This window comes from Syntrophorhabdaceae bacterium, assembly GCA_028713955.1.
GTDB lineage: Bacteria > Desulfobacterota > Syntrophorhabdia > Syntrophorhabdales > Syntrophorhabdaceae > UBA5609.
Genome location: JAQTNJ010000177.1, coordinates 1 through 6739 on the forward strand (window position 1 = coordinate 1; position 6739 = coordinate 6739).

General features: G+C 43.0%; 7 protein-coding genes. All 7 read right to left on the reverse strand.

Features of this window, described 5'->3' with window-relative positions:
- A partial coding sequence (locus PHU49_12830) for a transposase (protein ID MDD5244891.1) occupies nucleotides 1-196 on the reverse strand: 196 nt, incomplete at its 3' end.
- A 529-nt stretch (nucleotides 197-725) separates the two neighbouring features.
- Complete coding sequence (locus tag PHU49_12835) at nucleotides 726-1646, reverse strand: hypothetical protein (protein MDD5244892.1); 921 nt, start codon at nucleotides 1644-1646, stop codon at nucleotides 726-728.
- Between the two features lie 111 nt (nucleotides 1647-1757).
- Entirely contained in the window at nucleotides 1758-2606 is an 849-nt protein-coding gene (locus PHU49_12840; protein MDD5244893.1) for a hypothetical protein, read from the reverse strand.
- A 99-nt stretch (nucleotides 2607-2705) separates the two neighbouring features.
- Nucleotides 2706-4430: a hypothetical protein gene (locus tag PHU49_12845; protein MDD5244894.1), complete on the reverse strand. Its 1725-nt coding sequence runs from the start codon at nucleotides 4428-4430 to the stop codon at nucleotides 2706-2708.
- Between the two features lie 179 nt (nucleotides 4431-4609).
- A complete protein-coding gene (locus PHU49_12850; protein ID MDD5244895.1) occupies nucleotides 4610-4786 on the reverse strand; it encodes a hypothetical protein in 177 nt (58 codons plus the stop codon).
- Nucleotides 4787-5337: 551 nt separating this feature from the next.
- Nucleotides 5338-6009, reverse strand: coding sequence for a hypothetical protein (locus tag PHU49_12855; protein MDD5244896.1), 672 nt, complete (start codon nucleotides 6007-6009; stop codon nucleotides 5338-5340).
- Nucleotides 5996-6214 carry a hypothetical protein gene (locus PHU49_12860; GenBank protein ID MDD5244897.1) on the reverse strand — a complete coding sequence of 73 codons (219 nt, stop codon included), beginning with the start codon at nucleotides 6212-6214 and terminating at the stop codon, nucleotides 5996-5998. The genes PHU49_12855 and PHU49_12860 overlap by 14 nt, the downstream gene beginning before the upstream one ends.
- Between the last annotated feature and the right edge of the window lie 525 nt (nucleotides 6215-6739).

The following is a 6739-nucleotide window of genomic DNA, read 5'->3' on the forward strand; positions in this document are numbered from 1 at the left end:
TTACGACAAGGTGGAAATGATTGCTCATGAGGACAAAGGCTATAATGTCTACCTGATAGATCTCTTTTGAACGCTGAAGGAGATCGATAAAGGTCTTCCGGTCATAGTCATTAAGGAATATCCTTGCACGGGCATTCCCCCGGCAGGTTACGTGATAATAGGCATTCTCGTACTGGATGCGAAGCGGTCTGGCCATGAGGAAGGATAAGGGAAAAAGGAGGCAAAGTCAATGATAAAGATTTGACCCCCAACTGTTTCGCCTCCGTCGCTTCCTCCTCGTCGCCTCGCTCTATTTTTGAATACAAATCGGTATTAAAGCGGCTTACATTCGCTCGCGTTCGGCAAGGCCCCTGCGGGGCAGTTTTGAGCGTTCGGAGTTCAGCGTTCGGAGTAAATACCAGATGAAAAAAGCAGTACTAACCGGCTATTCTGCCTTCTGCTCTTCTCACCCTCTGCTCTTCTGTTCTTCTTAAGCCTCACGACGGTTTGCTACAGGATACCCCGGCACCGATGCTCTACTATCATATTTTGCCTAAATTCTCAGACCACTATGAATACCATGAAAGCACTACGTAGCCTTTAATCAGCATCCAGTTTACGCCTTACGGGGCTTTATCGCTCTGCTCCTCTCGCCCTCTGCTCTTCTGCTCGTCTATGGTTTCGTTGTCTCTTATCAATGCCTGGTCCCTTTGTTTCTTTCAAGGTAGTCGTGATTTCACCTATAGTTATATATTTATTGCCTTTGATACTGTATGGGCCAATTGAATTGACGCCATATGTGCATCCATCGCCTCTTTTAAAGATGTTAGATATTCACCATATCTAATCCCAGGATCGCATTTAACCTTGTCTAGAAGTACTTCGTCTAAGATAAGAAGCCCGTGCTCCGTTGCTATTTTTGCCAGTAAAGAAAGGTCATGCTTGAATGGGAAATTCACCCCTTTTATTTTAAGCAAAGATTTAATCTGTTTCTCGATGAATTGCAAGCTCGACCATTTTGAAAAGCCATAGTGTGGAGGTATATTGAAAATATGATAAACGGCTGAACCCAAATCAGATAGCGCTTCTTTGATAAAGGGTTTTGACTGAATTTTCTCAAGTTGGTAAAGTGATTTAAGCGATAAGTCAAAGAACATTGTTATGGCTTTCAATTCTTCTGGTGACAGCTGGCTTGCATAGTGTTCTGTCATATTTTCTATGCAATTAAATATATTTAGGACAATGGGGCGACCCCTAGTACTGAACTTAGGCATATTTTTATATTTTTCAATTTCGGGGTCACATACGTAGGTCACGAGGCCATACACCCTTGGCAGCACTACCTTCCATGCGTCTCCCCTTATCAATATCGCCACGCTTCCAGGTCCCATATGAATTTTTAGCCTATCGCCGTATCTCTCATCGTACCAGTTACTTATATGCGTTGCGATATTGTGGCTTGTAAACAATATAGGGTCGGTAATCTTATGAGCAGGTGCAATTAATATGTTTACGTGCAATCGTTTACCGACTTCCAGAAATGCACGTATTGGGCGAGCATGAATTGGCACGTTTTGGCTTGCCAAAAATGTATCGACTTCATTCATCATATCCCAGAATTGGCTAGGAGTCATTTTAACTTCTACATATTTTAGATCTTTACTCATGTCTTAATTGGCTATTTTCATAAGTATGCATAATACGGGTGTCACCAGTAGTCGGATTTCTTTAATAATCCCTCAATCCTCTTTTTTTAACAATAGACGTTTTATCTATTCCTATCCGTTTGATCTCTCGGGTTCTTTAATAGTCTCTATAAAACGCTCTTGACCTATTTTGATCCATCTGGGCCATTCATAAATAAGATTATGCATGTATTGATAGATATAGACTTTATTAAATCGCGACCCTTGTAATAGACTATTTACACTATTGAAGTCATCCAGATACCATTCTAAATTAAGACCCATTGCTTGTGATATTCTATGCCCTTCAACAATAATCAACCATAGTTCATCTATATCGTTTTTTACGTACCCACTTGCTTTGCTCGTTTTTAGTTCGATTGTTTTGATTAATTCTGTTTCAGTCAGACCGACGCTTCCGCCTTCATAATTCCAATCCCACGTTATGAAGCATCTAACAATTTTTAAGTGCATTTTATTCATGTATTTATAAAGCAGAGGATATTTCTCGTCGATCTTTACAACTTCGCGATGGGTATGGATCATTTCTTTGGATAGTTGAATGATCTCATCAGTAAAACTTCTAAATTTTTTTCTGGGAGGCAACTCCAATTTTTTGAATTCGAGATAGCCATACGTCTGGCTCAAATCGCTATCTTTCCAGACCCTATCCCTAATAGTTGTTCTCAATACTTCCCAATCTTCTTCGGTCGCTCGACGAGACCTTTTATTTGCATCTCTCTCGCTCGAATGATGTTCTGTTATTTCAATACCTATTCTCTTGTTGCCAAGGTTGATAATGAAATCGGGTGACTCCCTACATTCAATATCATCATTACTAATATCCAAGCCATTTCTCAACAAAGACAAAAAGCTTTTTAGGTATCTATATTCAACATTTTTCTTCTTCCCATTCATTTCTTGATTAACTTCCCCGCCCATAAATCCATTGTCCTGCTATTTCAAAAACTTGTCAAGTGATCAGCATTGCCGCATGCCCCTTTCCATCGCCTGATCATCTTTCACGCTTTTTTATGGGAATCATAAGCTCTTTTCTGTTTCCACAATATCTTCCCAGAATGTGACCTTGGTGTCTTTGAGTAATCTTGTCGCTTCACCCATTAAGTTCCTGTCAATGGTTATTTTCTTACCGAATCGTTCATAGAGAAATAAATCAAATCGTTCATTTTTGAACTTGGTTATTTTCTCATTGAGAAGCTCTGAAATATTTATAGAGCCTTGCTCTGATAGGGCTGCCAGCGCTTCGAGATCATCGATGTGTAACCACTGAGGTTTTTGCCAGAAATCGTTTGTGTAAAGTTTTGTAGTTTCCATGAGCGGGTCTAAATACACTGAAAAGACAACTTCATCTATGAGGACGTCACACAGGTAAGTAATAATAGGGAAGACAACATCGGACCTATTGCCCGTCTTCCCCTCTGCCCAAGCAACAAGTTCTTGGCCATGCAAGTTCTGTTGCCACATTCCCCTCGTTATAATACCCTCATCATGATTTCGTCCTTCTCGATGGGTGACTGATTCTTTTCTATCCAATTTTTTTAAAATAATATCAGACGGTCCAAGGAGACGATCCCCTTCACCTCCTCTGAGAAAGTCTGTGCCTGGCCGACCGCCTTTATGCTCAAAGCAAACAGCCGTCTTGTCCCTCTGCAAGAAATCGTCTGCTAATTCAATGTTGCCCTTGATTGTGGGGCTGGGTTGGTAGCTCCAAGTGCCACTAGGGTCGTTTTTTCCTATCCGCTCCACAAGACTAGCCGCATATTGTTGATAAGCCTCACCTATGGCGGTTTGAAATTCACTCGGATTACCCAAGTAGTCAGAAAGAATAAAAAAAGGGTCATCCTCGATTTTGGCCAATAAAAATGGCAGCACCGGGCAAACAAGCTCGTCGGGTCTGCCTTCAATCAGTGGTGTTTCACGTAGGCAAACGAAATCAAATCCAGTAAACCCTGGTGAAGGGTGAGATGATTTCCACTCAGTCCATCTCTCTCGATACTGTTCTGGCGTTCGTATCCACCTCCGCATTATAAGCTCGACTTCTTCGGCGTTTGCTTTTAGTTGGGAAGTAAAACTTTTTTTCTGAAACCAATGCTTACCAGGTTTCACTTCGTAATAAACATGCGAAACAATGAGTGTTAGTATCTCAAAGTATCTCTGCAGATTCACTCCTTGCGTAGCATCGCGGAAGGCTTCTTCTATGTCTTTAAAGAACTTTGGTAATATTTTGAGTAATAGAATTCGCTGGCGTGCCAGTTTAGCCATTGTACTGAATGCACTATTAAAGAAACGATTAAACTGGTGGTACCTGAGCCATTCCAGCGCGAACTGTCGTCGCTCAACAAGGCTCCTCCGAATAGTCTCTACAGGAGTATTTTTTCTATTAAACACGTCATTCATAATTAGAAGAAGGCGGCAAATTCGCCGCCTCAGATCGTAGTTGAAATCTGTGACACAGCCTTCCCTTGCTTTTAGAACTGAAATATGGGTGAGTTGTGCCATATTTAGCTCATGAATAAAAACGTGCTGTCCCTCAGTGAACGGAATACGGGCCGGGGCATACATGGTCGGAACGCGTGGGAGGACAGCAGGAAAATCATCAACAATTGCCAAATTTAGATATTCGCCTTGATACCGGGGGTCGAAAAAATCTTGACCATTATGTACTGCTTCGAGTGAGAGCATAGCCAAAAATCCAAGGAGCCCGTCCAGTGGCCACTGCGATACTTCCTCTTCAACTTGTTCCAAGGTGACTATGGTTCCGCCTAAGTGTTTGAAACTGGTATAGGATCCCGTCTGTCGAAAGGGGGGTCTTTGTCCAATTTTGCCAGTTGTCATCTCTATAAACCTAAAGACTATGAGTAAAGACTAAATGTGCCAATGGGGTCAAATCTTTACAGCCTGAATGTGCCAATGGGGTCAAATCTTTATCCTTGACTCAGACGATCTTCTATCTTTTTCATCAGGCGCAGTATATTCTTGTCGGAGGCCAGTGATGCCCGGAACCTTTTCCTTGCAACTGGAGGGGCAGAGGGGACGCCCTTCGATAATTCAATAACTATCCCGCAGCCAAAGAATCTCTTGTAAGTTGATTGATTCCCCATGAACCCACCTTTTTTGTAATCATCCTTCAAAGGTCATAAAAATGCAATGAAATTCTTTACCGGTGGTCACGTATGAAGGACGTAAGGCGTGAGTGGGAGAACCGAGGGACGAAGGACGTCCGCTTTGCTAGGACGAAGGACGAAATGAAAGGCGGCTCATGGCTCATAGCGAAACTTCTGTAAATCGTGAGGCGGCAGGGGAAACCTGTTCAACGTTCTATGTTCAACGTTCAACGTTAAAACAAAACAGACGGAACCGGCATACGTAACTGAGGGCATCGGTGTCGGACTTTCCTGTAGCAAACCGTCGTGAGGCGAGGAAGCTCGGTCTTTTGCGTCTAAGCAAAAGTTCCGAAGCCGAACGCGAGCGATTGGAGCCGCTGGAGCGGAATGAGCGTGTTTGCGGGGAAAGTCCGACGCCGATGCTTGTCCTGAATGTTCACTATTCACTGCCTTAATTCTATCACAGCGGCTAATGAGTCACTGAAAGATAACAAGGCGACAAGGGCGGGCGCACCGGAGGCAATCCTGGGCTTTGCGCAAAAAGGATGTCACAACAGCTTCTGGGAGAGTTTTTGCAGTTCGGGATTTGCAAGCGCCAGAACCTTTTTCTTAACCACCCGTGAATAATATTCCCTCTCTGTTTTAGTCAGTTTTTCATTACGCAGCTTTTTCAGCACCAGTTCCTTTTGCCTTGGCGGGAAGAACTGCGACAGGGCATACTGGAGGTCATGCTGGTCTTTCACGGAAAGCAGTTCCCTAAGCCCGGTCTGTGCTCCTCCGTAATAGGTGCTGAACGCACTTTTTATCCGCTCGCCGGACATTGTTTTATTGAAAAGTACAAAATCATCGTTGCCTTCCAGCTTTTGAAGGAAATACCGGAAATCCTGATTTTTATCTGTCTTAAAAAGATTGCGGAGCACTTCCATTCCGGGCAAGCTCAAACGCATAACCTCATAAACCGCTAAAGACATAATGATAAGCAGATCCAGTCTCGATATCCCCTTCTTTGACTTGAGATATCCTTTTGCTTCGTTGTAGCTGAACCAATGTTTTTCAAGGCTGTTGGCCAACATTACCGGGAACCCTTCCCATAGACGGATATCTTTGCTTTCCGCGACCTCGGCCAGTGTTGTATTTGCAGTCTGTATAGATCTTGTCTCAAGCACCGGGAATCCCAACATCTCCAGCCGTTCATGCAGGTCATCTTTAGATTTGAACATATCCAAAAGCCTCCAGCATCCCGATCAGGTACTTATATTCTTTTGTATCCGGCACAATCAGATCTATGTCTTTTGTGCTGTCCTTGATCCCCAGGAGGGTCATGGCTGTCCCGCCGCAGGCGATAAGGCGGACCTTTCTTTTCAGATAGCTGCTCCAGGCGCTGAACCTGTCAAACAGCCTATTTCGATCTATTCTATAATCCATACATATAATGTACTTTATAATACAAATAATTGTACTTTATTATACAATATATTGTACTCTTGTCAAGAGATTCTTTATAAGAAAAGGATGATTAATGGAAAAGGATGGAAGGGACGTTTAAGATTCTCCCCAAACTCCGCCTTTTTCTCCATTCCCCTCCCATTCCATATATTTTGCAAGGAAGAATTTATGAGGACTATGAGGGACATCCTATAATCCTCCCGTCAAGTAAAAAGTAAATATCCAATAATATCAACTCGTGCACGATACCCTTCCTTTCCATGAGGGGAAATAAGGCCCGGGAATGGGGATCTAAAAAGTTTGTTGGGTTTGAAAGGAATACCGTGGTACATTAACCCTGTATCCGTGAAGGTAGTCAGATCGGAGAATGGGTGCGCTGCAGCTACATTTTCATAGTAACTCAGCGTTTAATATAAGCGTTCAGCCCGATAATAACAGGCTTACCATCCACTTCGGCGGTGGTAACGGTATTCCCATGTGTGCTTGCAAGTATAAGGGTTTTAC